This is a genomic window from Biomaibacter sp. TOL, from assembly GCF_059717795.1.
Genome location: NZ_AP046092.1, coordinates 2,662,455 through 2,688,752, shown reverse-complemented (window position 1 = coordinate 2,688,752; position 26,298 = coordinate 2,662,455). Strand labels below are relative to the sequence as shown.

Here is a 26,298-nt window from a genome sequence, read left to right as displayed (position 1 = left end):
GCCTTCCAGGCAAGAGGTATCTGACTTTGGCGCAGCAAAACTTTAAGATTTAGAAGATACAATTTTCCAGTACATGATGTTTCTTCTGATTTAATGGTTTTGATTTTTTGTAATTTACTATTTAATTTCTGTTTTAAATTTATAATGATTTATATAAATTTTTCTTGACATTTTTTGCGTAGTGGTATATACTAGTTATAGAACATGTATATACATATCCTCACATGCTTTCAGCTTTCAATGCAAGATTCTGTTAAAAACGGGGGTGAAATGGGAGCAAATTCTGACCTCAATTTTTTCAGAATATTATTTTAATAATGAGGAGGCAAAAGCATGATTGATTTGAATCAATTGACCCAAGCGGTCGGAGAACTGGACGAAGAAAAAGTAACAGGAATGCTGACGGAATTCGTGAATTCAAAACCTACTGAAGAAGAAGCCCAGAAAGTGGTCAATGCGTGCCAGCAGGGCATGGGAATCGTAGGGGACTTGTTCGAAAAGGGCGAATACTTCGTAGGCGACCTCATCTTCGCGGGAGAGCTTCTGACCGAAGCCATCAACACTTTAAAACCGGTGATAGGCGGCAAAAGCGAATCAAAAGTGGGAACTATTGTCCTTGGCACGGTCCACGGCGATCTGCATGACATCGGCAAAAACATTTTCAGAAGCATGGCCGAGGCTGCTGGGTTTGAGGTGTATGACTTAGGCATCGATCAGCCGGTAAGTGCCTTCGTGGACAAAGTAAAAGAAGTAAAACCAAATATAGTAGGTTTGAGCGGTGTTTTAACTTTGGCCATCGAATCAATGAAAAATACAATAGATGGTTTAAAACAAGCTGGATTGCGTGACGGAGTAAAAATCATTATTGGCGGAAATCCTGTAACAAAAGAGGCATGTGAATATGTGGGAGCCGATGCTTTTACTACTAATGCTGCCGAAGGCGTAAAAATCTGTCAGGGGTGGGTGAATTAATATAAAATATTTAAATTATATTTTCTCGAATGCTTAGATCATGCTTTATCAGTTTAACCTTAAAATATTTAATTGGAGGGGGTAGGCAAAATGATTAACTTGGAGAAAAAAACGGAAATCTCAAACCGACAAGCCAAAATAGATAAGTTAACAAGATATCTCTACATTCTACCAAGCTTTGGTACTTCAGCCCCTATGGCGTATTTTTCATCGTATCTCCCAATGTTATTTACTGATATTTATACGTTGCCTGTGGCATTATCCGGGGCTTTGGAAACGATAAGGTCACTTATTGCTTGGTTTGCGGGGCCTAGTTTTGGAGTTTTTCTGGACCGAGTAACAACAAAAATAGGGAAATATTGGATATGGATCGTAGTTGGTGTAGTAGGTGCTAATATTGCAAACATGATTACTTTTGGATTACCATCAATATCAAATTCACCCGAAAATTTAGCATTTTTTGTATTTATATTGGCAATAATAGCTTCTGCATGTGAATCAATCAGTGCAACTTCAATTGTTGGGTTTTATCCAAGATTGTCGTCCGACCCAAAAGTAAGATCTTTTTTGGCAATAGGTCAAAAGATTGGTCGAGATGGTGGTAAAACTCTATGGGGTCTAATCGTACCAGGACTTTTGGTATACTTTACTGCTAAAGGCGGATCAGATGCATCTGGTTGGGCATCAACAGCTTATATAATCGGCGCCTTTGCAATAACATTAAACGTTATCTATGCTTTTATATTAAAAGGTTCATCTATTGAAAAAGAAGCTATCGCTGCTAGACATGAGGTTGACACTAAGAAAAAAACCAAAGTACCACTTTCAGCTGTATTTAAGGGAGTAGTAACAAACAAAGTTCTCTTAACAATGTTTCTATTCCTCGTAATTCATAAGATTTACTATTTCTTTCAACTTTTAACTGCTTCGTATTTCTTTAAATATGTCGCTGATAATTTTGCTCTTTTGGGAACTTTTATGTTATCATATAACCTATGTGCAGTAGTAGGGGCGACGTTTGGAGTAATCTGGGTAAGGATCTTTAAAGACTCAAAAAAGTCATTTGTTGCAGCTGGCATAGTGCATATAATTCTTTTAGGCATTCTTACATTGTTCTTCAATAGTTTTTCAACTGGCGCTTTTATAGCAATGGTTGGAGCAGCGAATTTCTTTGCAGGAGTTATTGAAGCATACCTAATGCCGATGTTTGCAGCAGCATCTGACTGGGGGATGTGGAAAACCGGAGAAAGAGCAGATGCTATAACCATGGCAGTTTATTCATTATCGGTAAGGGTAGGATTAACTCTTTCAACATTACTAAGGTCCTCAATTCTCGCAGCCGTAGGATATGATGGTGCAGCATATGCCAAAGGAGCGGTACCAACTCAAAAAGTTATAAGTACACTTATTAATTTACAAACTTTGTATCCTTTCTTATTGGCAATAATAGCATTCGCATTAGTCGCTATATTCTATCCATTAACTGATAAAAAACTTGCAAAAATCAAAGAGGAAATAGATGCGGGCAGAGTTGGAGATTTAGCAAATGAAAAAGTACTGTCAGAAGCGTAGAAAACATAAAATTATAATTTTTTTCAAGAGATTTATGAATTTATGTATTAAGGAGGAATTGTAGTGGGTAATGTGGATAATAAGGTAATGAGTGAACAATCACAGGAAAGAAATCAAAACTTTATTGATGTTTACGAAGGGAGAATACCTAAAAAAATACCTATAGCAATAAATATTGATGGTGCTGCAGCCCTTGAATATGCAGGTAAAAATTTAATTTTAGATCAATATAGTGCAGATAGAATGATTGAAGCCATGGATTATACTAATGGATTGTTTGATACAGACTTGGTAGTCGGCTTTACATCTAGGCTGCCATCATTTTATAAAATGCTGGGAGCAAAAAATTATGTTATGGGTGGAGACGGATTCATGCAACACCCAAATATCGCCGGAATTGAACCCGAAGATTATGATGAATTGATTAAAGACCCTGTTAAAGTATGCTGGGAAAAGGTTATTCCCAAATTTTATACTGAATTGGCAAAACCCGCACCTCATAATATGATTGCTTTACTTAAAATGTATGTTTCCATGCAAAAAATTATGGGAAAAGTAGGACCTGCCTCCGCACGTATAGCAGCGAAATACGGAAAGGTTACAGAAAAATTTTCAGGAAAAAGAACGAGAGCACCATTTGATTTACTTGCCGATACTTTTAGATCTTTTACAGGGGTAAGCATAGATATTAGAAGATATCCCGAAAAGGTAATTGAAGCTTGTGAAGCACTGCTGCCTCTTGTTTTAAAAATGGGGATTCCAACTGGAAAACCTTCTAAAAGGATCCGTGTTGGAATCTCATTACACATGCCTACCTTTATGAGAGAAAAGGATTTTGCAAAATTCTGGTGGCCAACGTTTAAAAGAATGGTTGAATATATCGTAGAAGCGGGATATGGTGTTTCTATGTTTTGCGAAGATAACTGGATGAGATATCTAGATTACCTAAAAGAGTTGCCCGCAGGATGTGACATGCAATTTGAATATGGTGATCCAAAAGTCATTAAGGAAAAGATCGGTGATAAACATATTATACAAGGACTATATCCAGTATCTTTGCTAAGAACAGGTACTGTTCAAGAAGTTGAAAGGAAAGCTAAGGAGTTAATAGATATTTTAGCACCTGGAGGAAACTATATTTTTAATCTGGACAAAGGAATCCTCAGAGCAAGTGACGCAAAAGTAGAAAATTTGCAGGCACTATTGAAATGCATAAGAGAGTATGGTGTTTACTAAATAATTTGAAAGGAGAGTAGTAACATGAATGAAATGAAATTAAAATCAGAGTATTATAAGACACTAGAAGAAAACTTGGAAAAGTACGGGATACCTGCAGAAGCAATTGAAACAGCAGAAGAAAGTATTCAAGGACCTGAAGAAGCATTATTTGATTTACTAGCTTTTCTAATAACTTGATACAAAGCCTTTGGTTGTTTTCTTTGGTGAAGCTAGTACAAACGAAATTCGATATGGTGGAATATATGTAAATAAATAAGGGAATAGACGATATGAATACAAAAGTTAATTTTGGTCAATTGGTTTCCTGGTACTCAATAGTTTTAAAAAGAAAGTTATAAAGCCTATATGGGATTCGGCAGATTATGAAATGTTTGTATTCATATCGTCTAAATTATTATACAGCATATATTTATTTATATCTGTAGCAATTACGAGGATATACTCATTTCAGACTGCGGTACAAGTAAAATAATTTATCAAAAAAAATAATAAGTCAGGATATTTCTATTAAATAATAATTCTCATTCTAAAAAATTTAAAGAAACTAAGCCTTTTTAAGTTATAGACATGTTTCTTCCGGCAATGTAGAGTTCTTGAGTGCATGCTATTGTCAATAAAAAACCCACAAAAAAGGGAAAGTGTAACTGCTCACATTTACTAACCGCATTCTGCTCAAATTGAACGTCCGAAAATTTGACTCACTTTATTTGACCATAAACTTGAACCATGAAAAGCACCCCTTGGAGGGGACAAGGTTTGACCCTTGCCACCCCTTAGAGGGAAAATACTTTATACCGCAAACTCATTTTCAATTACAACGCCTTAAGATTCCCAGTAAAAATGCCTGGGGGTAAGTGCTGAGTCACTGATATAGATAACTCTGTATTTATTTGGATTTAAAAGCTCAAGAAGTTTCCTTAAAGAAGTGGATTTTCACGAGCCCACTTCGCCTGTTATGAGGGTAAAGAGGCGTTTTTCTGTGGTGTATTTGAGCCTTGATACCAGCTCTTCATAGGCGGGGGGGGGGGGGGATAAATAGTTTTTCTACAGGCAGGTCCTTTTGAAAAGGAGTCTTTTCAAATCCAAAGAAAGGTTCAAACATTGTGTTCCCCTCCTTCCATATGGCAGAAAGGAATAGCCCCTAGTTTATCTTTCATGCGGTTTTTAGCTTGTTTTGAAGATATTGACTACGGTTTTGCCAGAAGCCTTAACCGCAAACTGATAAGCCGTCTTTCCGATTGCTCTTTTATCCTGCAGCATTAGAACATATTAATTTTCGGCCCCACTGGTATTGGGAAAACATATCTTGCCTATGCCTTGGGTAATGACGCCTGCAGAATGGGCTATTCCACCAGGTATTATTGGGTTTCGAGGTTGATGGATGAACTTTTGACAGCTAAAGGTGACGGCACATATTTTAGTTTCCTTGGCAGCTTAAAAAAGGTACAACTTCTCATATTGGATGACTTTGGTCTTAATCCCTTTTCAACAGCGGAAAGTAGAGAACTACTAGAATTGGTGGAAGACCATACAAACCTGCGGTCTACAATCATCGCAAGTCAGCTTCCGGTTGAACACTGGAATCAGGTGCTTACAGATCCTACTCTTGACAATGCTATTTTAGACCGCCTTATACACAACGCTTACAAGATATCCTTAAAGGGGGAGTCTATGAGAAAATTAAAGTCTCAAATACCTGATGTAGAATAAAGATATTTTATCGCTTTTAAAATTATGTTACACTTAAAACAAAATACTACCTTCGCTTTGCCCCGATACTGTTCGGTTTAGACCGGAATCGCCGTTCAATTTGACCGGAATACGCATCTCCGGGAATGCCTCTTTTAAGTACAGCTTTTCTAAAACAATCTTCGAGTATTGGAAGCTTCTGGTTTAGGTAAAATTCCCCATGGCATATCAGTCTTGTGGCATCATCGATGAAGTATATGAGGTATGTGCGTATCTTTTTCTCCGGATTATCCGGGTATGGAAGGTAGGGGCCGTATTTGACATCGGCCTGCCATAATTTGTTTCTGTGCTCTTTTTGAAATCTCCTGAGGGCTCTGGATTGTTTTGCTTTAACTCTTTTTGGGTTAAACCTAGGTTTGCAAGATGCCATGTGAGGGTGGACCTTGCCACATCCCCGGAGGATATGAGTTTTTTTCCTCCAGGATCTCTAGTATCCTGGTAACGCTTCTTTCGTGCAGTTCTTATGCTTTCCAGGGTCCCTAAAAAAAATATTAAATACTCCTTTACTGAAGAGCCTAAAAATGTTACAATCATATTGCTTGGTATTTGTAGAGAAGGCCTTCAGTAAGGGAATGTCGGAAACTATCACTTACTTGAAGGCTTTCTTTTTTTCTCCCTCCCATAGCTTACTTCATTTTCTTTTATTTCTCTAATATGTGTAAAATTCATTCCTAAACGGTCAGGAAATTTGAGCAGGGAGGAGAGTGGGAAGAAACAGTTCATTATTATGCCACAAAAATGTGTAAAAGAAAATCTTCCTTTTTAAGGTTGTTAAAGATTTGTAATATCAGTATTTAAGGAGTTTTGCAATAAGTTATATTAAATTAAATATAGAAAAAGAGTGGGGTGTAAATGTCAAGAGAGAACATAAAAAATTTTATTAAAAAAAAACCAAAAAAAGACAACAATATACCCTCTAGAAGAAATGCCGCTTCTTCCAGATAATGGCAATAACATTTAGGTATTACAAGGTAATACTAGAAATTTACCACTCCTTTCTCAGGTTTAGAATAAGCTCTATTATCGCGCAGCAGTGCGAAAATGAGCCGAACCAATTTACGAGCAGTTAAAACACAGGCACGGTGATGCTTATGTTTTAAAGACTCATTAAACTTTTTCTGATAGTAGCTCCTATATTCAGTGTTGTGCATCCTAACACTATTTGCGGCCTCTATCAGATAATAGCGTAGATATGCATTACCGTCTTTTATCAAAGGTTTTTCTTCGCCCTCAAAATCAGCTGATTGATTTTGATTGCAGGTAAGGCCTGTAAATTTGGCTAAAGAATCATCATCAGGGAAGTTGTGTATATTGCCTATTTCAGCAATAATACCGGCCGTAAGGACAAAGCCTAAACCTGGAATAGAAAGCAAAGGGTTTTCCAAGCCCGCCATTTCATGAGCAATAGCTGGCAGCTTTTTGAAACTCTCTCGCCATAAAATCAGGATTATCGATCCTGGTCCTGCTTTTTTCAGCAAGGAATATGGCCATTTCTTCCAGAGGTTTTGAAGCTACTTCTTCTACGGAGTAAAACTCTGTTACTAAAGCTGGCGTACTAGTTCCCAGTGGGCTGCAAAGAGGGCATGCTTGAGCCACTCGGCTAAACTTAAAGAAAAGGTATGACAGGAAGTAATTTTTTTCCCTGGTCAGTTGCTTTACAAGATGGTATCGATGCCTTGTAAACCTCTGGAGTGGAAAATATCTTTCATCTGGTGAAAAAGGTCTGGGAAGCTGGCCGAAGCGGACCCTGTTAGCAATCACCCAGGCATCAATCCAATCGTTCTTGGGCAGGTTTTTAAAAGACTTCTTAAAGTTTTTAATAACCTTAGGATTAAACATAAACACCTGGGGATTAAAAGAAGAAAGCTCTTTACATCCGTTAAGATACAAAGCCAAATGTCAGGCATAAAAAGCTGTGGCTTCCAATCCAAACAGAACATTTTGGAGATTATTCTTGGTTAAAGCCCGGCATGTTTCCCGGACCAAAGCAATAGCTCCGTCGGCGTCATTATCAAAGGCTAACTTATTCCAGCAGTCATTACCTTCTGCATTAACAAATCTAGCCTTGTTATTCTTAAGGCCGACATCGACACCGATATATAAGACAGACATGAGCGTGACACCTCCTTTCAGTCTAAAACTCGAGGTCTTAACAAAGTTTTGGGGTTCCCAGCAGCTCTGGCTTCATCCAGCAGCCTTGCCATTAGCGTTATTCCAAGTTTGAGCGATGCACAAGCCGGCCTGCTGCTACCGGGCTCTCCCTTGGGTACGCAGAGTGGGGGTTAGCGGTGTCCGTCAGGAGTGGGGGCGCAGTCTTTACTAGCACTATTGTGCAAGGAGTGATAGCGCTTCCTCAAAACCAACCTCGCAGTAGGTTTCTACTGAGGAACCCCGAAATCCTTCTCAAATAGATAGTTTATTTTATATCTTTTTTATATTTAGTAAACTTATCTTTAATTAATATCATACAAGCTAATCTTAAAATATTGAGATAGGAGTGAAAGGTAATGCAAAAATTAGTAAAAGGGTATGCAAATAAAATTGACGTAGTATATTTAACAACTTTGCTAATATCATTTACTTTTATATTCGTATTAAAGTATATGCCTGCACCGCAAGGTATGACTCAAGTAAGTATGGATATTCTTGGCATATTTATTGGAACAGTTATTTTATGGTTGTCTGTGTCAACTGAATGGCCCAGTATACTTTGTTTAGTGGCCTTATCTTTTACTCCCGTTCTGAATTATCAAAAAGTATTAGCAGGCTCACTTGGAAGTTGGCTTCCAATGTTTTTAATAAGCTGTTTCATGATTAGCTATGCGATGTCAGAATCAGGGTTTTCAAAACGTTTAGCGATATGGATTATAACAAGGCCTATGGCAAGGAAAAATTCATTTTTATTGTTGGGAGGATTTTTGTTTTCCTCCATTTTAGTAGGCTCTTTGATGTCACCAACAGCCACAATTTTAGTATTCCTTCCCATTGCAGAAGAGATCTTTGAAGAATTAGGGTATAAAAAAGGAGATTCGTTTCCACAGATGGTAGTATTAGCTTTGACCTTCTCCTGTGTAATCTCGGGATCCATGACGCCATTTGCACATGCATGGGTACTTATTGCCATATCGCTTTTTGCAAAAAATACCGGGGTCAATATAAACTTCCTTTCATATAGTATATTTGGTATTATAACTGGGATGATTACTTTTCTTGCTATGATGTTTATTTTTAAATATATTTACAAACCTGATATGAGCAAATTAGAGAATTTGAACGTTGAGCAATTTACTAAAAGATTAAAACCAGTAGACCTTAAAGAAATAATTACAGCAATTACCTTTGGTGTTGTGGTTCTTGTATGGCTTCTTCCTAGCCTAATAGGCCCTTTCTTACCCGATGTAGCATCTAAAATTGAAGCCTACGGAGTTACAATTCCTCCGATGGTTGGTATTGTTATATTAGGTATGATTAGGGTAAATGGAAAACCAATATTAAATTTCAAAGAAGCCCTAAGTAAAGGTGTAGCTTGGCCAGGAATCTTTCTAGCTAGTGCAGCATTTATGGTAAGTCAAGCTATTACTATGCCTGAAGTTGGATTAAACGAATACTTAGTGTCAGTTTTTTCACCTATAATAGAGAGAGTGTCCTCCTATTGGTTTGTTTTATTTACAATAATTGGGGTACTTATCATAACCAACTTTGCATCCAATCCTGTTGCAGTAGCTATCGGTTACAACGTTGCGATTCCTCTTGCATTAAGTATGAATGGAATCGTTAACCCTGCGGCTTTAGCAGCTATCATTGGAGCAACAGCAGGTTTTGGTTTCGCTAGTCCTACTGCCGGTGGCCCAACAAACGTAGCCGCAGCAAGTGGTTGGATTGATCTGAAAGCAATGCTTAAATATGGCCTATTATTAGCATTAGCATCCACAATCATAACAGCTATAGTTGGCTATCCATTAGCAAATATATTATTTTAATTCTTTTTCACTTGTAGCCGCTCACACTTTCTGACCGCATTCTGCTCAAATTGACTGTCCGAAAATTTGACTTATTTTATTTGACCATAAACCCGAACCTTGAAAAACCCCTCGGAGGGGCAATATAATGGATAAAGAAATTTAGACAAAAAAACGGCTTCTTTTTAGGTGATAAATTGTATAATAGCCATATGAGAAAAACATATACAGGAGAGTTCAAAACCAAGGTTGTACTGGAAATTTTTAAGGAAGAAAAAACCATTTCTCAAATCGCATCTGAATATGAAGTTCATCCAAACCAGCTGATAAAATGAAAAAAGGAGGCGCTGGAGGCTCTACCAAAGGTCCTTGAAGATGGCCGAAGAAAGGGTGATAAAGAAAAAGAATCATTAAAAAACCAAATTCAAGAACTTTATACACAGATCGGTGAGCTATCAACCAAGCTCAACTGACTCAAAAAAAATCTGACATCAAACTCGACTAGAGCTGAAAGAATTGAACTTGTGGACTTTGAAAACCGAATATTGCCACTTACGATCCAATCAGAACTGCTTTCATTAAACCGCTTGCGCCTTTACTACAAGCCTGTACAACCTTCACCTGCGGAAATCGCTATAAAGCACGAAATTGACCGTATATACACAGATGACTCATATATGGGCTCAAGACCCATTACAGCCATACTGAACCGCCAGGGCTTTAAAATCATCAGGCCAACTGTACAAAAATATATGCGGGAAATGGGGATATCCGCAATCAGACCCGGACCGAACCTTTCCCGCCGCAACCATGAGCACAAGATATACCCTTACCTGCTCCGTGACATCACGGCAGAATACCCAAACCACATATGGGGCACCGATATAACATATATCCCCATGAAAAATGGCTGGCTATATCTTGTAGCCTTCATGGACTGGAAACCCGAGATTGCAAACAGCGACTATGTTGAAAAAGAAACTATGCCGAAAAATGTTAGAAGGTGCTGTGTCACTAAGGATTTCTTCGAAAAATTTGGCATAGTTTTTTAGTCAAAGCTATAGAGGCGGGATAATATTTCTGGAGTTTTCCATTGTGGCTTATCGTTGGCGATTTCCGGATTTGATTTGGCAATAGCGTCATGCAGCATATCGACGGTAGCGAAAGCATAAAACGTTTTTGTTGTTGCTTCGCTTTCGTGGCCAAGCAGTTCCATTATGTACGGAAGCGGAATTCCGTTCCGGTATAAATCCATGGCTCTGGTTTTTCTGATCGTATGGCAGCCGACTTTTTCAGGAATATCCGGGCAAAGCTCTCTTGCCATATCCACATATTTGCTCAGGATGATTCTGATAGCATCTGTCGTCAATTTATGAGGCAAGTTATCTCTTGTTGAATAAAATAACGGTCTGTTTGAATCCGGCGTTCTGCCGGGATGAAACTCTGCAATGTAATGTTTAAGATGATCGACTGTTTTAGCCATCAGCGGGATATTGCGAAGCTTATTGCCTTTGCCGCTTCTGACGGTAACAAACGGGCTTGTTCTGTTAAGGTGTAAATCTCTAAACTCCATGTCCGCCAGTTCCTGAACCCTGACCGCCGTATCATACAAAAATATGAGCAGCATCCGATTGCGGCGTTCTTTATCCGTGTCGTTCTTCGGCATTTTTAACAGTGTGCTCATCGCGTTTTCAGGAAGGTACTTGACCGGTTTCTTCGCTGATTTCATTCCGTTTATGCTGTCGACCTCATGAAAACGTGCTTCAAATAGAAGGTCCTCATCGGAACAATATTTGAGAAATGATTTAATAGCCGTAAGACGCAGACCGCAGGTTTTTGGAGCGAGCTTCCTTTGGGTATTTAAATATGCCATATATTCCTGAACCGTGTTTCTATTAAAGGCTCCAATAGAAATGTTTTTTCGTTTAATGCCTTTCTGCTTTTCGAGATAGTCCACGAAATCCTTTAATGACTGTTTGTAGGCGTCAATCGTATTTTGACTTAGATTGCGTACGTGTGGAAGATAGCTACCGAGGAATTTATGTGCTAATGGCCAAAAATTGCCGTTGTTTCTTTTTGTTCCCGCCATTATCCCACCTCCGGAATCATGCTTTCCAGAGCTTTTGTCTTTTCGGAATATACTCCGAAAAATTCGGGGATTTTGTTGAAAGCACGTGAAATTGCCTGACTGCTGTAGGGATCATTATCATTACAGGGAAAGAAATAGGTTCTGCTGGGGTAATAAATGCTGATTTTGCTGTCAAATTCGTCAAGTAATTTTATCAGCTCATTGCTGAGAAACAGCCTGCGGCATTTGCCTCCTTTGGTATTAATGATGTCCGCATAGCCTTGAACGAAATTTACATCATCTGTCTTAAGCAGTCTTGCTTCGCCCGTTCTGACGCCACAGCAATACAAAAAGCGAAAATATGCAGGCAACACCAAAGGTTTACCGGGATTCTCTTTTTGTGGCGTTATCCTGTCACATGCCTCAAAAAATTTTTCAATCTCATCTTCACTGAGGAGATAGGGCATATATTTGGGCCCTCTTTTGCTCAAGCCAGTTGGAATAATATATGCATCGCGGTATCCCTGTGATTGAAGAAAGCAGCCAAATTCTCTCAAATATGAAGTGCGGAAATTATGCGTATCCGGATTTTCATGTTCCCCTCTTATGAACCAGCCATTTATATGCTCTTTTGAAAAATTATTGTCGTATCCGTTTGCAGCCCAGTAGTCATCCAAATTGGAGAGATAATATTCCGCTGTGTCGTATTTAAAGCCCTGTGAGCGTTTAAATTCCAGAAACCGTTCTATCTGAGGGCCGATGCTGCTTGTCAAGTTCCTTTTCATCTCAGCGCCTCCTTAACCTTTGCTGGAAGCGGCAGGCAGCAGCCAAGAAGTTTTTCGTGGTCTGTCGAGAGATAAAGCTTTGTTGTATCAGGATCCGTATGTCCCAGGAGAGATGAAATAGTTTGTATTGCAACACCCTTTGAAAGCATCTTGGAAGCTGTATGGTGCCGCAAAAGATGTAATCCCTTCCGTTGGTTTCCTTCGCGGATGCCGGCCAAGGCAAACACCTTTTTGGTTATGGCATAACATGACGAGTGCCCTTCAAGCGGCCTGTATGGCGCATCATAACGCAGAAAAAGTTTCGGACTGCTTGATTTGGGCCGGTCATTCAGCAGATAGGTCATTATTGCATTGCCAACAGCAGGTACCAGTGGGAGCATCAATGGAGTTCCTGTTTTCCTTTGAACAACGCTTATGGTATCGTTTGTCCAATCAATATCTTTGATTTCCAGGTTGACAATGTCAGACGCCCGTAAACCTGTCAGCATCGAAAGCAATATGATTGCTCTGTCTCTTGGCGCAACAAGCCCTGAATCAATTATGCGCCATAAAGCCGATTCCTCATCTTCGGTCAGCGTCGGAATAATAGGCCTGATTCTTCTGGCCTTTGGGACACATGGCAAAAGGCGACTATCTTTATCAGCAAATTTCAGGAATCTTTTCAGGCCGTCAATTATGATATGCATCCCTCTGCGACTCCATGTTTTCGACATTTCACCGAAAAAACCTGGAATAACCCAATGAGGAGCATCGTCTATTGATTCGATACCAACGCTTTCAAGATAATGAAGAAACCTGTATGCAATAAAGAGAGCACAATATGTTGTTGAATCACCGATATTTTCTGTTTTCAGGAATTGTTCAAATCCAGAATAGATTTCATCGCTGTACTTCGAGCAAAACGGTTGCTTCTTGCTTTTTTTGTAGATTTTAAAAACAAACGTTCCATTAGCAAGATAGTCTTCCAGCAGTTTTATACATCTTGTTCGCAGCCGGACTTTTTCTGAGCTGTACTGACCAGTCCTTTCATTAAGCGTATCGTTCACAAATGCACCTGACAATTCCAGAGTCAGCCTATTAGTACTCATTTGTTTTGATAGATTGATCAGCTTGTTGAATGGACGCCGGTACATGCTGATGGTTGATTCCATGTACCCCTGCTCGTGCATGCTGTCGAGCAAGTTTTCAATAAGTTCTTCGAGATTTAAATATTCCATTATCAAGCATATCCCCTTTGCATAATTATTTTGGTAATCCAAAACAATTATACCGGGTATATGGTTGCTGTAAACAACTAAAAAACTATGCCAAATTTTTCGAAGAAATCCTTAGTGACACAGCACCTTCTAACATTTTTCGGCATAGTTTCTTTTTCAACATAGTCGCTGCTATACTGAATTCGTCATAGCAGCGACCAGGGAAGCCAGTTCACCAGCCATCAATACACTAATGTACTGCTTGAAAACCAGATAAAAATAAGCATGAATGGTCGTGGCAGGGCCATGGATAACATCTTCACAGAAAGGCTCTTGCGTACCGTTAAATATCAGACCCTCTATGTCAATAGCCAATTGAATTAAACTAAAATCAATATATAATCTAAATATTAACATATATGTTATATATTGGTAATCTAGCTCCAAAATTGACTATTACAAGAAAGCCTTATCTAATAGCCTGCTGTTTCTATGCTGCAGCTAAGCTATGTTTAGCTTTAGCTGAAATAAAGATTGATTCGTCATATGATTGGTAGCTTTTCCACATAGCAAAGATAATTCTAACCCAGATATTAGCCAAAGCCCTTATAGCTTCATGATGAGATTTGCCGGAAGAACGCTTTTTATCGTAATATTTTCACGAACCCAACCAACCCACCGTACTGTTTGATATGCAAACTGATGCAGTGCATTGCGGAAGGGCTTCACGCAGGATTTTCTTCGTCTGGTAAATCGATATTTGCCACTTTGGTAAAGTACCGGTGAAGTTCCTGCTAGAGTTTGTACTACGGAAGCGTTTAAAAAGCGTTCCCTGTCGTCTCCCCACTCCGCCAGCATTCTTGGAGCCAGCCGCAAACCCGCTCCAGGCAGACTGTCAAACAACTTGCTGTCAGAGCGGAGCTTAAAAAGGCGTTCTATCTGACTGTCATACTCTTTGATTTGCTCGAGGAGCGGTTCGAGCTGAGAAAGAATTAGCCAGCATCAGACGGGGTTTAGTTCTGGTAACTACCGGGCTAGCCTTTAGCTGAGGAGAATGTAGCTTTTGGTAGATTGCGGAAGCTATCTGATTGGTCCCTTAAGGATAAAATTCATCTCAAACGAGACTGTTTAAAGTTTTGTATAAATGGTTATAATTACCAATAAAAAGGAGATGACCATTTATGCAAAACATTGAAGACATGAAAAACAAAACAATTAAGGAATTGGCGAGGACTTGCCATACTGTAGATGATGTCTACGAGATGTTAAAAAATCTCTTTAAAGACACTCTACAGGAAATATTCGAAGCAGAAATGGATGAACACCTGGGTTATCCTAAACATAGTTCAATCGGTGATAACTCAGGAAACAGCCGCAACGGTTATAGCAAAAAAACAATTAAAACAAGATTTGGAGATACTGAGCTTAAGATTCCAAGAAACCGAGAAGGAGATTTCAAGCCAAGAATAATCAAGAAATACGAAAAAACATCCAACCAGATCGAAGACCAGATAATTGCCATGTATGCCAAAGGTATGTCTACAAGAGATATCGAAGAACACATGAAAGAAATCTACGGTATAGAAGTATCGCCATCTATGGTAAGCAAAATAACCAATAGAATTTTTCCCATGATCGCAGAATGGCAGTCAAGGCCATCAGCAAAAATTTATCCCATAGTCTTTTTGGATGCCATACATTTTAAAGTCAGAAAAGAAAACCGAGTGGTAAAATAAAGCTGCATACAGTGTTTAGGCATCAATTTAAACGGCCAGAAAGAAATACTAGGTATCTGGATTGGGGAAAATGAAAGTGCAAGTTTCTGGCTTGGGTATGTAATGACCTGAAAAGCCGAGGTGTTGAAGATATTCTTATTGCCTGCTTATACTACATGCCGCCCGGCATTTTTTAAAAATCCTTTTTTGGATTGTTGGTTTATGTATATTTTCATGCGTTTGGGTGAATTGAAAAAGTAACTTCCACTTTGTAGAATTAACGTATAATTTTGATAAATATAATTTTATATAACTTTTTCTTGACATTTTATATTAACTAGTATATACTAGTCAGAGGTCATGTATATACAAATCTATTAATTTCTGGGAGGTAAAAGTATGATCGACTTAAATGAATTGACCCGGGCGGTCGGAGAACTGGACGAAGAAAAAGTAACAGGAATGCTGACGGAATTCGTGAATTCTAAACCTACTGAAGAAGAAGCCCAGAAAGTGGTCAGCGCATGCCAGCAGGGAATGGGAATCGTAGGGGATTTGTTTGAAAAGGGCGAATACTTTGTGGGAGACCTTATCTTCGCCGGAGAACTTCTGACGGAAGCCATTAACACTCTAAAACCGGTGATAGGCGGCAAAAGCGAATCAAAAGTGGGGACCATTGTCCTTGGCACGGTCCACGGCGATCTGCACGACATCGGCAAAAACATTTTCAGAAGCATGGCCGAAGCAGCGGGCTTCGTGGTGCATGATTTGGGCATCGATCAGCCTGTGAGCAACTTTGTGGAAAAGGTAAAAGAAGTAAAACCCAATATAGTGGGCCTCAGCGGAGTTTTGACGCTGGCCATAGAATCCATGAAAGATACGATAGATGGATTAAAGCAGGCCGGGCTGAGGGATAAAGTGAAGATAATAATCGGCGGAAACCCTGTGACAAAAGAGGCATGCGAGTATGTGGGAGCCGACGCTTTTACCACCAACGCCGCCGAAGGCGTAAAAATCTGCCAGGGGTGGGTGAAATAAAATGACTGATGTGAAAGCGCTGCAGCAGGAAAGGATAAGTATATATCACGACGTATTCGACAACAAGATCCCAAAGAGAGTGCCGGTGGATATAAGTCTTACATTTGAGGTTATAGCCCAGTTCGGCGGTTTAAACTTGATGGAAGCCCAATGGAACCCGGCTTTAATGGAAGAAGCTGTTGATAAGGCGTGTCAGACGGTATACTCAGATATATGCGTTTTTATGGGTTCATTTAGATATCCTTCTTTTTATCAACTTCTAAAATCACAATCCTTCCAGATGGCCTCAAACGGATTCATCCAGCATCCGGAAGTCGTAGGAATGCTTCCCGAAGATTATGATTACCTCATCGAAAACCCTTACGACTGCCTGCTGGAGAGGGTCATTCCAAGGCAACATAAGGCTTTTAATCCAAATGACCCCATAAGCATGGCAATCAGCTTTACTAAAAGCTTGCTGGCTTTTAACAATGATTTTATGCAGGCGGGAGCCATAATAGGCAAGATGGTAGAAAAATATGGATATTATCCCGGGGGATTGCTTGCCGGCGGATTTACGGAAGCGCCCTTTGACTTTCTGGCCGACCAGCTCAGGAGCTTCAAGGGCATCAGCATGGATATAAGGAGGATGCCGGAAAAGGTAAAAGAGGCGTGCGACGCCCTCTATCCGCTTGTGTTCAAGCGGGGAATGCCTCCAACAATTTCAAACTATGCTACCGTACTTATTCCTCTTCACATGCCACCGTTCATGAGAGAAAAAGATTTTGCAAACCTCTGGTGGCCCAGCTTTAAGAGAATGGTGGAAGAATACGCATCAATGGGAATTCACTGCACCCTGTTCTGCGAGCAGGACTGGACGAGGTATCTCGATTACCTGTACGATCTGCCAACCGACACAGTGCTCTGGTTCGAATACGGCGATCCAAAAGTTATAAAGGAAAAGCTGGGCAAAAAGCACATTATAACCGGTCTTTACCCTGTTATGAACCTCAAGACCAAATCCAAAGAAGAGTGCGTGGCCGAAGCCAAGAGATACATTGACATATTGGCTCCGGGCGGCAAGTATGTATTCAACTTCGACAAGAATCCATTGCTGCTCAGCGACATCAATATCGAAAATCTATGCGCCGTGGCCGAAACCGTAAGGGACTACGCTGTATACAGCAACCCCGGCGAGACGGCGGGAATGGTATTCAACAAAGAAGATTACAAAGCACAACCTTCAAGAAAAATTGAGAGCAAATACTACAAAACCTGGGAAGAGTACAAAGCGCTTAATCCCGAAGTTTCGGATTTCGGGGCGCCAAAGCTTCAGGGCCTGGAAGAAACTATATTTCATTACCTGATGTATCTCCTGATGTAAAAAACAATAGATGAAAGAATTGGAACTGAATCAAAATAGCGTATCCCATGCTGCTGCCGGAAATCGGCCCGGTTTATGCCGGAAGCGCCGGAGGTTTGATTGCCACCATGCAGCTTATCGGTGCATTCTGCATCCCCGCATTTATCATAACCCCTATTGCTGGCACAAACTTTTATACCATGTTCGGCCTTGCAGCACTGAGCTTTTTAATGGCCGCCGTAGTAATCATGTTCCTGCCCGAACTGGGCGTAAAAGCCCGGGCAAAATCCGCCCCGAATTCCTCTCAACAAGCCTGACCATCTTACCAGGCTCGACTGTCTGATTAAGAAGAAGCCGGAATGCAAATTCTGGCTTCTTTACTCCAATGAGTCAGTGAGTCAGGGGACGGTTCTCTGACTCAGAATTGAGTCAGAGAACCGTCCCCTGACTCACTGACTCAAAAGTCCCCCTTGAATTAATCGTCTGTTGACGTATAATAGAATTATAAACATCGCAAGGATGTGAAGCCATGAAAAATGTCATCATTGCCTGCCAGACGCTTCATGACGAATTGAATCTGGCCATGAATAAAACCAAATGTGCATACCCGGTCGTATGGGTGGATTCAGAGTATCACAGCGATCCCAATCGTCTCAGGTCAAAACTGCAGCAGGAAATAGATGCGCAGAAAGGATTCGAAAACATATTGCTTGCATACGGATTTTGCGGCAATGCTATATTAGACTTGAAGGCTTCGACTGCAAACCTTATCTTTCCGAAAACCGACGACTGCATTTCAATGCTCCTTTCCAGACCGAAAGAAAAGTTTGAACGCATGAAGGCCACATATTTTCTTACAAAGGGCTGGATAGAAGGTTCTAAGAGCCTTATGGAGGAATATATGAATGCGGTAAGCCGATATGGAGAAAAAAGGACGAAAAGGATATTTCAACTCATGTTGAAAAATTACGATAAACTAATGCTAATCGATACAGGCGCATACAGTGTGGCCGATTACTGGGATGAAGCTTGCAAAATAGCGAAAATCGCAGACCTTAAATTGTTTACGGAAAAGGGCCACCTCTGGATGCTGGAGAAATTATTGACCGGTCCATATGATGAGGATTTTATCATTATCGAAAAAGGCAAGTCGGTAAATGTATCAGATTTAGGATATGTATACGACGAAAAGCTTTTTCAAAATTCCACAGTAATATAGATACACTGAGAAATTGATTTTAGTCATCTGAGAGGAGTACCGCTCAGCCACATGGGCGTTGATGTAGGAATACATCCTCTAGGCAGTTCCAGTATGGTTTGCAAATGAGCCTCATGCTGCCATTGACTGTCTAGGAGTTGCCAGATTGCGGCAAACTCTTTTTAATATGGTATCCGAAATAAAACCCACGGGGCCTCAATCAAATTGTCGTATTCGTCAGCTTCTATAAACGTGCCGCCGATGAATGAGGCGAGGCATTTTCCTCAATTTCCCTGCAGGGTATCTATAATATTAATCGTCTAACGTATCATGCATAGGCCCCGAAATCATCCCTAAGCTTATTTATCGACTCTACCCCCACCTAGAATTAGTAATCCCAGTTGCTTTTAATGCTTCTACAGTCTTCTTCATCGGGTTTAAGCCGGCAGTTATCAAGCAGGACATTCCAACTATTTTGTTGAAAAGTTCTTCTTGCACTTTATCTTCCCCCTTTTGTAATTGCTAATATTCCGATATTAAAGGTAATTGTTGAATCTTCGATGCCACCTCCTTATATCAAGCGATAGTTGTATATACATGTTGCAATTTTACTATAGCTCTACATGACTGAATTATTAAGTGTTTTTGAATATATTATCGCAATTTGCTAATTAAAGCGGAAATAGGTAAAGGGCCGTATATTATACGGCCCTTCCATATTAAACCGAAATAATCGTCCGGTTCAACCGTTATAAAAACTTGAAAGATAAGCACTAAGTCCCAAATGTACTATTTAATAATTTTCGTAAATATTTTCTAATATCTTAACAACCTCTTGCCTGTCCAATTCTTTTGGCACGAATGCATAGCACGGGTCTTTGAAAATCATGTCAGCGGTATTCAGTAAATCTTCCTTTGATATTCCAAGCTGCTTCAAAGATTTTATCTTAAGGCTTTTACTAAATCTTTTTATCGCTTCGGCAACAATATCTCCTATCTCTTCACTGCTTTCATTGCCGGTAAAGGATATTCCCATCGCTTCGCCGACAATCTTAACCTTAGAAGCGTCTATTCCCGCAACGTACTTCATTACCTCCGGCAGAGCCAGCGCGCACGCCTCGCCGTGTGTTACGTGAAATTTCGCGCCTATAGAATGAGCAATGGCATGTCCCAAGTGAACCAAGGCATCGTTGAATGCAATTCCGGCAAAGTTGCTCGCAATAAGCAGGTTATCCCTTGCCTCCATGTCCGCGCCATTTTCATATGCTTTGGGCAGGTAATTTACGACCTTTTTAATTGCATCCCGGGCTAGAAGCTCGGATTTTGGATTTGGGATTTTAGCCGTAATGGCTTCCGCTGCATGTGCGAAGGTGTCCATGCCGGTATGGACCGTATCTTCAGGAGAAAGCGTAACCGTTGCCTTGGGGTCAAGTATGCCAAGAGTCGCCGCTCCAAGCACTGAATTTTTTACGCCGTTTTCAGTATCAGTTATAACTGCCACAATAGTGCTTTCGCTTCCGGTTCCAGCGGTGGTCACCACCATCACTACCGGTACGCCAGGCTTGTAAACGGGGTTGCCAAAATACTGGTTTATGGGCGGTGGATTGTTTATAAGGATGTTTATAGCCTTGGCGGCATCCATTACACTTCCTCCGCCTATGGCCACTATTGCATCGACCTTCTCCGCCCTGGCCACTTCTCCTCCCCGGTTTACGATATAGTCCGGTGGGTCGGGTAACACTTCATTGAATTCAACTATCTCTATTCCTGCATCCAGCAGGCTTTTCCTGCACCTTTCATAAAATTTGATTTTTGATACATTTTCATCCGACACCACTAGCGCTTTAGAGCATCCAAGTTTTTTAACTTCTTCTCCCAGTACTGCCGCACTTCCTCTGCCGTATATTATGGGGCAAAGCTGTGCATATCTTGAAACTGTTTCCATATATATCCTCTCCCTCAATTTTTATAGTTCGTATGCTGCCATAAAGCCTGATTCCATTGCATTTCGTATTTTCCCGGCTTTTTGGGCATCCCCAAGCACTATGACATTGTCAAAGACTGACTTTATTTCATCAATAAGCTCCGTATTGGGGGTCCTCCCTAAAGACAGAACAACATAATCAAATGCATGGCTTGATTTTTCTTTGGTTTGCGTATTTTCGAAAACCACCTTGTCTTCGCCTATCTCCACGAGCTTATGTTTGGGGTAGAATTTTACGCCAAAAGAATTCAAATGACCCATTACATCGATTAAATTCTGGAAGAAAAGCCCTGGCCCTATATCATCGAGCATTTCAAACACGCTTACCTCGTTCCCAGCGCAAGCGAGGTAATGTGCGGTTTCCAGACCGGTCATTCCAGAGCCGACAACGGCTACTTTTTTATTCTTAATCTTCGCCTTGCCGCTCAGTATATCCTCCGCTAAATAAACATTTTCCCTGTCTATTCCCGGGATCGATTTCGGCAGGATCGGGTTTGACCCCTGCGCTATGAACACCGCATAGGGACTCAGCTCTTTTAAAGCCGCCACTGTTGGGGCTGTATTGTACCTGACCTCGACTCCGGCTTTTTCTATCTGGGTTTTTAAGTAGTCTATCAGCCAGTTTATCTTATCCTTTTTTGGCGGTTTATTCGCCAGCTGCAATTGGCCGCCCGGTTTATCCGACTTTTCAAATATCACGGGTTTAAATCTTCTCTTCGCCAAAATCCTCGCAGCCTCTAGACCTGCAGGGCCTGCGCCTATTATTGCCACAATTCTTTGAGCTCCATCTTCTTTAAAGTCGTTCAACTCTCCTTCTCTTCCGCTTTGAATATTAACGGCACACTGGGCTGAGGTCCCCGCTATGTCGGCATTCATCAGAGTCTCCATGCAGTAGAGGCAGGAGATGCATTTTCTTATTTCATCCAATCTGCCTTCCTTCGCCTTGTTTGCCCATTCCGGATCCGCAAAATGCTGCCTTGCGGAACCCGCAAAATCGATCTTTCCTTCTTCAATCATTCTGTTGGCATATTCGGGATTCCTGTACACCGATACACCTATTACGGGTATGTTTACCGATTTCTTTATTGTTTCAGCCAAATGTGACTTCCAGCCCTGCTCATAAGAAGAAGGTTCCCAGGCTACGTTCATGGTCTCGTATATGCCGCAGCTTATATCCAGAGCATCCACGCCGAGCTCCTCGAGTCTCTTTGCGATCTTTACTCCATCTTCGATATGAAGGCCTTCGTCTGGAAGCCCCACCATTCCCAAAAATTCGTCAACCGACAGCCTGACAAGCAGCGGAAAATCCTTGCCGCACTTTTCTCTTATGCCGATTACAATCTCTTCCAGGAATCTCATCCTGTTTTCAAGGCTTCCGCCGTATTTGTCCGTCCTTTTGTTCGTATATGGGCTTAAAAATTGATTTATCAAGTAACCGTGGGCGCCATGAACCTCTACCGCGTCTATGCCAGCACTTTTGATTCGCACTGCTGCATTTATGAATTTATTCACCATATCTTCAATCTGTTCGATGGTCATAGCCTGTACCGGCTGCCGCACCACCTTGCATTCCACTTCGCTCGGGGCCATCATGGGCAGATTGCCGTTAATGGCGGAAATCCCCTGCCTTCCCGGATGATAAATCTGGACAGCTATTTTTCCATCGTATTTGTGAATCTCTTTTGCCAACGCCTTAAGTCCGGGTATAAACTTGTCATCGTAAACGCATATCTGTTTGGTGTTGCCTTTGCCCCTTTCATCAACCACTGCGCACTCCGTAATGATGAGACCGACTCCACCTTTCGCCCTGGCGCCATAAAAATCAATGTCTCTCTGCGAAACAGTCCCATCATTGTTGGCCAGGGCGTTCCCCATGGCAGTCATAACTATGCGGTTTCTGGTTTCCATCGTGCCTATTTTGCCTTTTGAAAACAGTGCGTCAAACATCTTTCGTCCTCCTTTTACATATTTGTTAAAGTGAATACTTTAACATTCCATATTAATATTTTAAATTATTCGCACACATTTGCATATCAATAAAGTTTTGTGGCAGCCACAACCGATCTGAACAATTTTATGTGCCTTTCGAGAGTACTCTTAAAAATATTGCTATTTTCCGTCAAATCGTGTAACATTATTATAATCCCTCTTGTCATTATTATTGATGTATAGAGGCGGAATGTTATGGATATAACATCTTTAAAATATTTCGTAAAGATATGCCAGAACAACAGCTTTACCAAAACGGCAAAGGAGCTCTTTATCACCCAGCAGGCCTTGAGCAGGAGGATAAGTAAGCTTGAAAAGGAGATTGGCGCCCCCCTCTTCAACAGAAATTCCAGAGGAGTCGAGCTCACCGAACTCGGCAGATATATGCTTCCCAGGGCAGAAGCCCTGGTTAATGCCTGCGATGACCTCATTGCTGATATAAACAGTAAAATCGAGCGGGAAAAGGCAAGGATAAGGATAGGCTTTGCTCCGGGGACTTTGCAGATCCTAGGGGTTAAAGCAATTATCGAATTCGAACAGAAACACGGCGATATAAACATTGATATAGCGGAGTTTTCTGATGTGGACTGCGAATCTAATGTCTTAAACGGCAGTCTGGATCTTGCCTTAACGGTGAAGCCCAATGATATAAGCAGCTTTGATTATTATCATTTAATAAGAGAGAAGCTTGTTGCCATAATAAATAAAAATAATTCCCTTGCGCAAAGAACTAGCGTTAAATTTGAGGATCTGAGAAATGAAAGGTTTATTCTTCTCACCGATACATTTCGCATTCAGCCGGTCATTCTTAAACACTTCGAAAAAGCAGGCGTCGTTCCGAATGTTTATTTTAAATCCAGCCACGATTTAAAAGCAGCATATGAGTTTGTCGCATTAAACAAAGGCATCTTCGTTTTTGTGGATAAGCTTACCCACATAGAAGAGTTTGAAAATATCTGCTCCATCCCCATTGACGACCCTACGGCCTTTTGGGATGCCGGATTTATAGTAAAAAAGGATTCCAAGCCAAATAAAGCCGCAAAAAAGTTCATGAACTATTTCATCTTTCGATTTCGGCCTACTACTTCCCTTGCCTACACTTAGGCTTTAGGTTGCCCATCGGCCCCAAGGCTAGATAATGGTGGCTGGCTAGGCCTTACCATAAAGTTTTCTGCTATATACTGTGCGTCTCGTGGCGCACAGTACCTTTCCCTGGCTCACCTTTTGTCATATATCTTACGGATATCTCAAGATGGTACCTGGAATTGCACCATCTTTTTTATCCGTAATGCAAAGTCTCTGGCATTGTTCAAATCTTCGTCATCCGGATGCCCTTTATTTATTCCTCCTACCAGTTTGAAGGGACCGAAAGTATCAAACCCCTTACAAGCAAAGCTACCTACTACGTTAAATTCTTTTTTTGATAAGAGCTCTTTCGCAAATTCGTTGAACTTATCGCTACCCATCCCGCTAGTTGAAAATACAAAGACTTTCTTTTTTTTGTCGGATGGTATTTTGTCAATTAAGGCAAGCATATCTTTATCAAATTTTCCCCAATATATTCCTGAACCAAAACCTATAATATCATAATTAGTTATTATACCAGGTCCTGATTTCCGGATATCCAAAAGATCCGCTTCTAAGGCCTGTGCCATGACTTCAGCCACTTTCAGAGTATTTTTGTGATGGTAGGATCTTACTAATATAAGGCTTTTCATAGACATCCCTCTTTCCATTTGTGGGTATTGTCAGTTTTCCCAGATATGTGATATAGACGTTCAGCTTTCACTCACTTCAATATACTAATTACGGCTATTCTGAGAAGAATACTTTCAACTATAATGATTAAATATTCATCGCTATCTATTTTGTAAAAAATCATCCATATTTTTACATTTGAATTCGTTGATGGCTTTGGAAATGTCTTCAATTTCTTCAAATGTTTCATCTAAATATACAAGAAGATCTACATCACTTGAATTATCAGCTTCATTTCTCGCATAAGAGCCAAAAACAGCAGTTTTTGGCAATCTGTTTATTTTAAGCCAATTTAAGGTGATATTGTTACGATGGGTCCAGGTAAAAGCGGTTTTTCCCTTGTCTTTTTGCTTGATACAAGGCCTGATCTGCCTTTTCAAGCAAGGTATCAATAGAGTCACTTTTTTTTGCTAAGGCTATACCCTGGCTTGCAGTAACTTTGCAATGTGGGAAAGGATAGGTCTCTATAGATTTTCGTATTCTTTCAGCAACAGCGACAGCGCCTTCTTCTTTTGTCCCAGGAAGAATAATTACAAACTCCTCGCCTCCGAAGCGTCCCGCAATATCCACTGTCCTTATAGAGTTTTTTATTATATCTGCCGTCTTCTGCAGCACCACATCGCCGGCAACATGGCCAAAGGTGTCATTATAAGTCTTGAAGTTATCAATATCCAGGAAAATAACCGTTAAAGGAATGCCGTACCTGATTGTCCTTTCGAGTTCATTAACCAGTATTTTGCGGATTGTACGCTTATTAAAAAACCCTGTCAAAAAGTCGGTTTCAGCTTCTTTTTCCAGTCGGCTTACAAGTTTTGCATTAGCCAAAGCTATCGCGGCAAAGTTCGCATAAATCTGCAGGTTTCTGGTATCGTTGTCATCCATTGAATCAGGTGAAAACACTATACCTAACAGGCCAACAGCACCCAAAGAAGTCCATAGCGGATAAACCATGATTTTATCCCTTGAATCAAGCTCCAAATCGAAAAGGTCCGGTAAGGTCTTTAATTCATCAATACTCAAAAATGAGGGCTCGACTTTGGAAAAAACATTTTCAATCAACGGCTGTACCATCGGCCATTCCTTACCTATCAAAAGGTCGCCGTGATCACCTTTGGCCTGAGCAATCCTTATTTTATCACCCTCTCGAAGGCCAACAAAACCCAGTTCAGCCTTATATATTATGATCAGGGAATTCGTTATGAGTTCCATAACCTTATCTAGTTCGACAGTTGAGGTCAACAGGCGGCTGATTTCATAAATGCTGTTTAGCTCAAGGCTTCGCAATCCTAAAAGGTTTTTTTCAAGGATGGCCTTAAGAACTTCATTGATAGTCTGGTAAATGCTGTGTGCTTTGGTGATAAAAGTATTTTCTTCCTCGCTGCCCGCTCGGGTTCTTATCCTGGTAGGAGCAACGATAAGGAAGCCTATCTTTTGAGCATAGGTACCCAGGCGGTATGCATAAAGTTTAATCCCGTAAGGGCATGTAAATATGCCTTTATCTTTCAATGAACCCAAGATTTCTTTATAAAAACGGACGCACTTTTCGTTGCAGATCTTTTCTCCTTTATTTACGTTTCGGCATAGTTCGGCTTCTCGACTGAAGTGGGAAAAAGAGCTGCCATTTGTATCAAAGATATAAATGTTCGCATCCATTACCCTTGCAAGAGTATCCTGGAAATCTTGCCAATATTTTAACGAAACACTTAATAAAAGGTTTGCCGGCAATTAACCCAC

The 26,298-nt window shown here is 40.6% G+C and carries 25 protein-coding genes and 4 pseudogenes; 15 read left to right on the top strand and 14 right to left on the bottom strand.

All coding sequences use genetic code 11. From position 1 onward, the window contains the following. The first annotated feature begins 333 nt into the window (after nt 1-333). The 5 genes from AC6I1H_RS13310 (at nt 334) to AC6I1H_RS13290 (ending at nt 5,493) form a co-directional block, all read left to right on the top strand. A complete protein-coding gene (locus AC6I1H_RS13310) occupies nt 334-972 on the top strand; it encodes a cobalamin B12-binding domain-containing protein (protein ID WP_497738027.1) in 639 nt (212 codons plus the stop codon). Between the two features lie 90 nt (nt 973-1,062). Then, on the top strand, nt 1,063-2,544 hold the full coding sequence (locus AC6I1H_RS13305; protein ID WP_497738026.1) for an MFS transporter: 1,482 nt from the start codon (nt 1,063-1,065) through the stop codon (nt 2,542-2,544). 63 nt (nt 2,545-2,607) lie between these two features. Beyond that, entirely contained in the window at nt 2,608-3,780 is a 1,173-nt protein-coding gene (locus AC6I1H_RS13300) for a uroporphyrinogen decarboxylase family protein (protein WP_497738025.1), read from the top strand. A 24-nt stretch (nt 3,781-3,804) separates the two neighbouring features. Beyond that, entirely contained in the window at nt 3,805-3,960 is a 156-nt protein-coding gene (locus tag AC6I1H_RS13295) for a hypothetical protein (RefSeq protein WP_497738024.1), read from the top strand. Nucleotides 3,961-5,049: 1,089 nt separating this feature from the next. Then, entirely contained in the window at nt 5,050-5,493 is a 444-nt protein-coding gene (locus AC6I1H_RS13290) for an ATP-binding protein (protein ID WP_497740799.1), read from the top strand. A gap of 109 nt (nt 5,494-5,602) precedes the next feature. Here the strand turns inward: AC6I1H_RS13290 and AC6I1H_RS13285 are convergent. The 4 genes and pseudogenes from AC6I1H_RS13285 to AC6I1H_RS13270 form a co-directional block, all read right to left on the bottom strand. Then, nucleotides 5,603-5,993: pseudogene (locus AC6I1H_RS13285) on the bottom strand (transposase family protein); the annotation flags it as partial. Nucleotides 5,994-6,509: 516 nt separating this feature from the next. Further along, nucleotides 6,510-7,010 carry a transposase gene (locus AC6I1H_RS13280; protein ID WP_497738023.1) on the bottom strand — a complete coding sequence of 167 codons (501 nt, stop codon included), beginning with the start codon at nt 7,008-7,010 and terminating at the stop codon, nt 6,510-6,512. Beyond that, nucleotides 6,928-7,371 (bottom strand): IS110 family transposase, encoded by a 444-nt coding sequence (locus AC6I1H_RS13275; RefSeq protein WP_497738022.1) that lies wholly within the window; start codon nt 7,369-7,371, stop codon nt 6,928-6,930. Before AC6I1H_RS13275 ends, AC6I1H_RS13280 begins: the two co-directional genes overlap by 83 nt. A 60-nt stretch (nt 7,372-7,431) precedes the next feature. Further along, nucleotides 7,432-7,644 carry a hypothetical protein gene (locus tag AC6I1H_RS13270; protein ID WP_497738021.1) on the bottom strand — a complete coding sequence of 71 codons (213 nt, stop codon included), beginning with the start codon at nt 7,642-7,644 and terminating at the stop codon, nt 7,432-7,434. Between the two features lie 395 nt (nt 7,645-8,039). On the opposite strand from AC6I1H_RS13270, the gene AC6I1H_RS13265 reads away from it, so the two are divergent. The 3 genes from AC6I1H_RS13265 to AC6I1H_RS13255 all read left to right on the top strand — a co-directional run bounded on the left by AC6I1H_RS13265 (nt 8,040) and on the right by AC6I1H_RS13255 (nt 10,543). Then, on the top strand, nt 8,040-9,512 hold the full coding sequence (locus AC6I1H_RS13265) for an SLC13 family permease (protein WP_497738020.1): 1,473 nt from the start codon (nt 8,040-8,042) through the stop codon (nt 9,510-9,512). Nucleotides 9,513-9,703: 191 nt separating this feature from the next. Continuing rightward, entirely contained in the window at nt 9,704-9,826 is a 123-nt protein-coding gene (locus AC6I1H_RS13260) for a transposase (RefSeq protein ID WP_497740798.1), read from the top strand. Nucleotides 9,827-10,015: 189 nt separating this feature from the next. Further along, the gene (locus AC6I1H_RS13255) at nt 10,016-10,543 is read left to right on the top strand and encodes an IS3 family transposase (protein WP_497738019.1); all 528 of its coding nucleotides are present in this window, start codon (nt 10,016-10,018) and stop codon (nt 10,541-10,543) included. Here AC6I1H_RS13255 and AC6I1H_RS13250 read toward each other — a convergent pair. The 3 genes from AC6I1H_RS13250 to AC6I1H_RS13240 are packed head-to-tail and all read right to left on the bottom strand — an operon-like array spanning nt 10,540 to nt 13,561. Next, nucleotides 10,540-11,580 carry a tyrosine-type recombinase/integrase gene (locus tag AC6I1H_RS13250; protein ID WP_497738018.1) on the bottom strand — a complete coding sequence of 347 codons (1,041 nt, stop codon included), beginning with the start codon at nt 11,578-11,580 and terminating at the stop codon, nt 10,540-10,542. The genes AC6I1H_RS13255 and AC6I1H_RS13250 overlap by 4 nt on opposite strands. Continuing rightward, nucleotides 11,580-12,344, bottom strand: coding sequence for a tyrosine-type recombinase/integrase (locus tag AC6I1H_RS13245; RefSeq protein ID WP_497738017.1), 765 nt, complete (start codon nt 12,342-12,344; stop codon nt 11,580-11,582). The genes AC6I1H_RS13250 and AC6I1H_RS13245 overlap by 1 nt, the downstream gene beginning before the upstream one ends. Beyond that, the gene (locus AC6I1H_RS13240; protein ID WP_497740797.1) at nt 12,341-13,561 is read right to left on the bottom strand and encodes a site-specific integrase; all 1,221 of its coding nucleotides are present in this window, start codon (nt 13,559-13,561) and stop codon (nt 12,341-12,343) included. The genes AC6I1H_RS13245 and AC6I1H_RS13240 overlap by 4 nt, the downstream gene beginning before the upstream one ends. Nucleotides 13,562-13,750: 189 nt before the next feature. On the opposite strand from AC6I1H_RS13240, the pseudogene AC6I1H_RS13235 reads away from it, so the two are divergent. After that, nucleotides 13,751-13,906: pseudogene (locus AC6I1H_RS13235) on the top strand (IS3 family transposase); the annotation flags it as partial. A gap of 124 nt (nt 13,907-14,030) precedes the next feature. On the opposite strand, the pseudogene AC6I1H_RS13230 reads toward AC6I1H_RS13235, so the two are convergent. Next, nucleotides 14,031-14,630: pseudogene (locus AC6I1H_RS13230) on the bottom strand (transposase); the annotation flags it as partial. 91 nt (nt 14,631-14,721) lie between these two features. Between AC6I1H_RS13230 and AC6I1H_RS13225 the strand changes: the two are divergent. The 5 genes and pseudogenes from AC6I1H_RS13225 to AC6I1H_RS13205 all read left to right on the top strand — a co-directional run bounded on the left by AC6I1H_RS13225 (nt 14,722) and on the right by AC6I1H_RS13205 (nt 18,854). Then, nucleotides 14,722-15,387, top strand: a pseudogene (locus AC6I1H_RS13225) (IS256 family transposase). 267 nt (nt 15,388-15,654) lie between these two features. Further along, nucleotides 15,655-16,293: a cobalamin B12-binding domain-containing protein gene (locus AC6I1H_RS13220; RefSeq protein ID WP_497738016.1), complete on the top strand. Its 639-nt coding sequence runs from the start codon at nt 15,655-15,657 to the stop codon at nt 16,291-16,293. 1 nt (nt 16,294) lies between these two features. Beyond that, nucleotides 16,295-17,656 (top strand): uroporphyrinogen decarboxylase family protein, encoded by a 1,362-nt coding sequence (locus AC6I1H_RS13215; protein WP_497738015.1) that lies wholly within the window; start codon nt 16,295-16,297, stop codon nt 17,654-17,656. Between the two features lie 47 nt (nt 17,657-17,703). After that, nucleotides 17,704-17,952: a hypothetical protein gene (locus tag AC6I1H_RS13210; protein ID WP_497738014.1), complete on the top strand. Its 249-nt coding sequence runs from the start codon at nt 17,704-17,706 to the stop codon at nt 17,950-17,952. A gap of 212 nt (nt 17,953-18,164) precedes the next feature. Further along, the gene (locus AC6I1H_RS13205; protein ID WP_497738013.1) at nt 18,165-18,854 is read left to right on the top strand and encodes a DUF1638 domain-containing protein; all 690 of its coding nucleotides are present in this window, start codon (nt 18,165-18,167) and stop codon (nt 18,852-18,854) included. Between the two features lie 351 nt (nt 18,855-19,205). On the opposite strand, the gene AC6I1H_RS13200 is transcribed toward AC6I1H_RS13205, so the two are convergent. The 3 genes from AC6I1H_RS13200 to AC6I1H_RS13190 form a co-directional block, all read right to left on the bottom strand. Continuing rightward, entirely contained in the window at nt 19,206-19,331 is a 126-nt protein-coding gene (locus AC6I1H_RS13200; RefSeq protein WP_497738012.1) for a hypothetical protein, read from the bottom strand. Between the two features lie 295 nt (nt 19,332-19,626). Continuing rightward, nucleotides 19,627-20,778: an iron-containing alcohol dehydrogenase gene (locus AC6I1H_RS13195; RefSeq protein WP_497738011.1), complete on the bottom strand. Its 1,152-nt coding sequence runs from the start codon at nt 20,776-20,778 to the stop codon at nt 19,627-19,629. A gap of 21 nt (nt 20,779-20,799) precedes the next feature. Continuing rightward, nucleotides 20,800-22,764 carry an oxidoreductase gene (locus AC6I1H_RS13190; protein ID WP_497738010.1) on the bottom strand — a complete coding sequence of 655 codons (1,965 nt, stop codon included), beginning with the start codon at nt 22,762-22,764 and terminating at the stop codon, nt 20,800-20,802. Between the two features lie 237 nt (nt 22,765-23,001). Here AC6I1H_RS13190 and AC6I1H_RS13185 point away from each other — a divergent pair, with 237 nt between their 5' ends. Then, complete coding sequence (locus tag AC6I1H_RS13185; RefSeq protein ID WP_497738009.1) at nt 23,002-23,910, top strand: LysR family transcriptional regulator; 909 nt, start codon at nt 23,002-23,004, stop codon at nt 23,908-23,910. A gap of 143 nt (nt 23,911-24,053) precedes the next feature. On the opposite strand, the gene AC6I1H_RS13180 is transcribed toward AC6I1H_RS13185, so the two are convergent. From AC6I1H_RS13180 to AC6I1H_RS13170, 3 genes are all read right to left on the bottom strand, one after another. Then, nucleotides 24,054-24,524, bottom strand: a complete 471-nt coding sequence (locus AC6I1H_RS13180; RefSeq protein ID WP_497738008.1) for a flavodoxin family protein — start codon at nt 24,522-24,524, stop codon at nt 24,054-24,056. A gap of 141 nt (nt 24,525-24,665) precedes the next feature. Further along, nucleotides 24,666-24,965 (bottom strand): nucleotidyltransferase domain-containing protein, encoded by a 300-nt coding sequence (locus AC6I1H_RS13175; RefSeq protein ID WP_497738007.1) that lies wholly within the window; start codon nt 24,963-24,965, stop codon nt 24,666-24,668. Then, entirely contained in the window at nt 24,871-26,289 is a 1,419-nt protein-coding gene (locus AC6I1H_RS13170) for a GGDEF domain-containing protein (RefSeq protein WP_497738006.1), read from the bottom strand. The genes AC6I1H_RS13175 and AC6I1H_RS13170 overlap by 95 nt, the downstream gene beginning before the upstream one ends. Nucleotides 26,290-26,298: the final 9 nt, after the last annotated feature.

What these genes read in the sequence shown, in the direction of transcription:
- AC6I1H_RS13310 (WP_497738027.1), top strand. Translation starts at nt 334, where the DNA reads ATGATTGATTTGAATCAATTGACCCAAGCGGTCGGAGAACTGGACGAA.
- AC6I1H_RS13305 (WP_497738026.1), top strand. Translation starts at nt 1,063, where the DNA reads ATGATTAACTTGGAGAAAAAAACGGAAATCTCAAACCGACAAGCCAAA.
- AC6I1H_RS13295 (WP_497738024.1), top strand. Translation starts at nt 3,805, where the DNA reads ATGAATGAAATGAAATTAAAATCAGAGTATTATAAGACACTAGAAGAA.
- AC6I1H_RS13275 (WP_497738022.1), bottom strand. Translation starts at nt 7,371, where the DNA reads ATGTTTAATCCTAAGGTTATTAAAAACTTTAAGAAGTCTTTTAAAAAC.
- AC6I1H_RS13270 (WP_497738021.1), bottom strand. Translation starts at nt 7,644, where the DNA reads ATGTCTGTCTTATATATCGGTGTCGATGTCGGCCTTAAGAATAACAAG.
- AC6I1H_RS13265 (WP_497738020.1), top strand. Translation starts at nt 8,040, where the DNA reads ATGCAAAAATTAGTAAAAGGGTATGCAAATAAAATTGACGTAGTATAT.
- AC6I1H_RS13260 (WP_497740798.1), top strand. Translation starts at nt 9,704, where the DNA reads ATGAGAAAAACATATACAGGAGAGTTCAAAACCAAGGTTGTACTGGAA.
- AC6I1H_RS13250 (WP_497738018.1), bottom strand. Translation starts at nt 11,580, where the DNA reads ATGGCGGGAACAAAAAGAAACAACGGCAATTTTTGGCCATTAGCACAT.
- AC6I1H_RS13245 (WP_497738017.1), bottom strand. Translation starts at nt 12,344, where the DNA reads ATGAAAAGGAACTTGACAAGCAGCATCGGCCCTCAGATAGAACGGTTT.
- AC6I1H_RS13240 (WP_497740797.1), bottom strand. Translation starts at nt 13,561, where the DNA reads ATGGAATATTTAAATCTCGAAGAACTTATTGAAAACTTGCTCGACAGC.
- AC6I1H_RS13220 (WP_497738016.1), top strand. Translation starts at nt 15,655, where the DNA reads ATGATCGACTTAAATGAATTGACCCGGGCGGTCGGAGAACTGGACGAA.
- AC6I1H_RS13215 (WP_497738015.1), top strand. Translation starts at nt 16,295, where the DNA reads ATGACTGATGTGAAAGCGCTGCAGCAGGAAAGGATAAGTATATATCAC.
- AC6I1H_RS13210 (WP_497738014.1), top strand. Translation starts at nt 17,704, where the DNA reads ATGCTGCTGCCGGAAATCGGCCCGGTTTATGCCGGAAGCGCCGGAGGT.
- AC6I1H_RS13205 (WP_497738013.1), top strand. Translation starts at nt 18,165, where the DNA reads ATGAAAAATGTCATCATTGCCTGCCAGACGCTTCATGACGAATTGAAT.
- AC6I1H_RS13195 (WP_497738011.1), bottom strand. Translation starts at nt 20,778, where the DNA reads ATGGAAACAGTTTCAAGATATGCACAGCTTTGCCCCATAATATACGGC.
- AC6I1H_RS13190 (WP_497738010.1), bottom strand. Translation starts at nt 22,764, where the DNA reads ATGTTTGACGCACTGTTTTCAAAAGGCAAAATAGGCACGATGGAAACC.
- AC6I1H_RS13185 (WP_497738009.1), top strand. Translation starts at nt 23,002, where the DNA reads ATGGATATAACATCTTTAAAATATTTCGTAAAGATATGCCAGAACAAC.
- AC6I1H_RS13180 (WP_497738008.1), bottom strand. Translation starts at nt 24,524, where the DNA reads ATGAAAAGCCTTATATTAGTAAGATCCTACCATCACAAAAATACTCTG.